Origin of the sequence: Vibrio sp. 10N.222.46.A1 (assembly GCF_041473595.1) — a bacterium.
GTDB classification, from domain to species: domain Bacteria; phylum Pseudomonadota; class Gammaproteobacteria; order Enterobacterales; family Vibrionaceae; genus Vibrio; species Vibrio tasmaniensis_A.
On sequence record NZ_JBFRSN010001577.1, the window covers coordinates 1 to 1096 of the forward strand.

The window sequence follows — 1096 nt, forward strand, 5'->3', positions numbered from 1 at the left end:
AAGTAGATCTTCGATACAATTACTTCAGCAATGAGAATCGTAAATACCACGGCGAAGAACGCCACTACACCATTCCAAGGGCCTGTAAAGCTCACCTTCTCGCCGAACAATAAGTTAATCGCTTCTAGCATCACGAACTTTGAACCCACCAAGATGATGTAAGTAGTGATGGCGCGATAAACCTTAGGCCCGGTACCCGGTTTACTTTTGAAGTGCTCAGCAATCTTGTGTTCTAAGCCAATAGAGAGCTTCAACAATAACTGCAGTAATAACGCTGCTATCAAAGAAATAGTGAAAGACTCAATGTTGACGAAGTCCCAGTACTCATCGAAAAAATTAAGTACCACTAAGTCCACCAGCACAGCTAACGTGTAACCTACAAATAGACGTTGTGGTGTGTTGAACCCGTAAACTTTGTCTGATTTAGTCATTCTGTCTCTCTCTAATTTGATAAGTCGCCTTGATTTGAAATACATCTTAGCGCTCGAAAAGGAGCAAAACTTACCATTTTGTGACACCACCAATAATCATTATTCAAATTAATGATTCGACAGAAATCCCCCTTCCTTCTCTTATAGCAATAGCAATAGCAAAAACACACCCAATTCATCACTGTCACCAAATGGCCATTCTTCAAATGCTGTCCCCATATGATGACTCCATCAGCGACACACACTCATTTCCAAAAGGTGCAGACTATGAAAAAGCTAATCACTAACGTGAACGTATTTAACGGTGTTGATAACAACTTAATCGAGAGCGTATCAGTCCTCATCGAGGATAACTTGATCACCCAGATTAGAGAAATTAACTTCCATTCTACGAGTTAGTTTCCGTTTCTCGAGTTAATTCCCACTCTATGAATCAATTTACATTCACGTATTACCCACCCAAATAACAACCACACAAGAAACAAAATGGAATATCAACCTGTAAAAATTAAAAATAAGCAACCTCTAATTACTTCGTAAAAAACACAGAGTAAAGGGAATTATTTAAGTATGGAAAACTCTAACTAAATGTTAAGTGATAATTTATCTGGAGGTGCTATTTTAATATAACCTTGTCAACCCCACGCCCTTAAATTGCACATAAG

General features: G+C 38.4%; 2 protein-coding genes. One reads left to right on the forward strand and one right to left on the reverse strand.

Going from position 1 to position 1096, the window contains the following annotated elements; translation table 11 throughout:
* A partial coding sequence (locus AB4496_RS28195) for a hypothetical protein (protein WP_372133343.1) occupies positions 1-431 on the reverse strand: 431 nt, incomplete at its 3' end.
* A gap of 267 nt (positions 432-698) precedes the next feature.
* Between AB4496_RS28195 and AB4496_RS28200 the strand changes: the two genes are divergently transcribed.
* A complete protein-coding gene (locus AB4496_RS28200) occupies positions 699-830 on the forward strand; it encodes a hypothetical protein (RefSeq protein WP_017100407.1) in 132 nt (43 codons plus the stop codon).
* The last annotated feature ends 266 nt before the right edge of the window (positions 831-1096 follow it).

Excerpts from the sequence above, each read along its gene's own strand:
- AB4496_RS28200 (WP_017100407.1), top strand. The coding sequence starts at position 699 with ATGAAAAAGCTAATCACTAACGTGAACGTATTTAACGGTGTTGATAAC.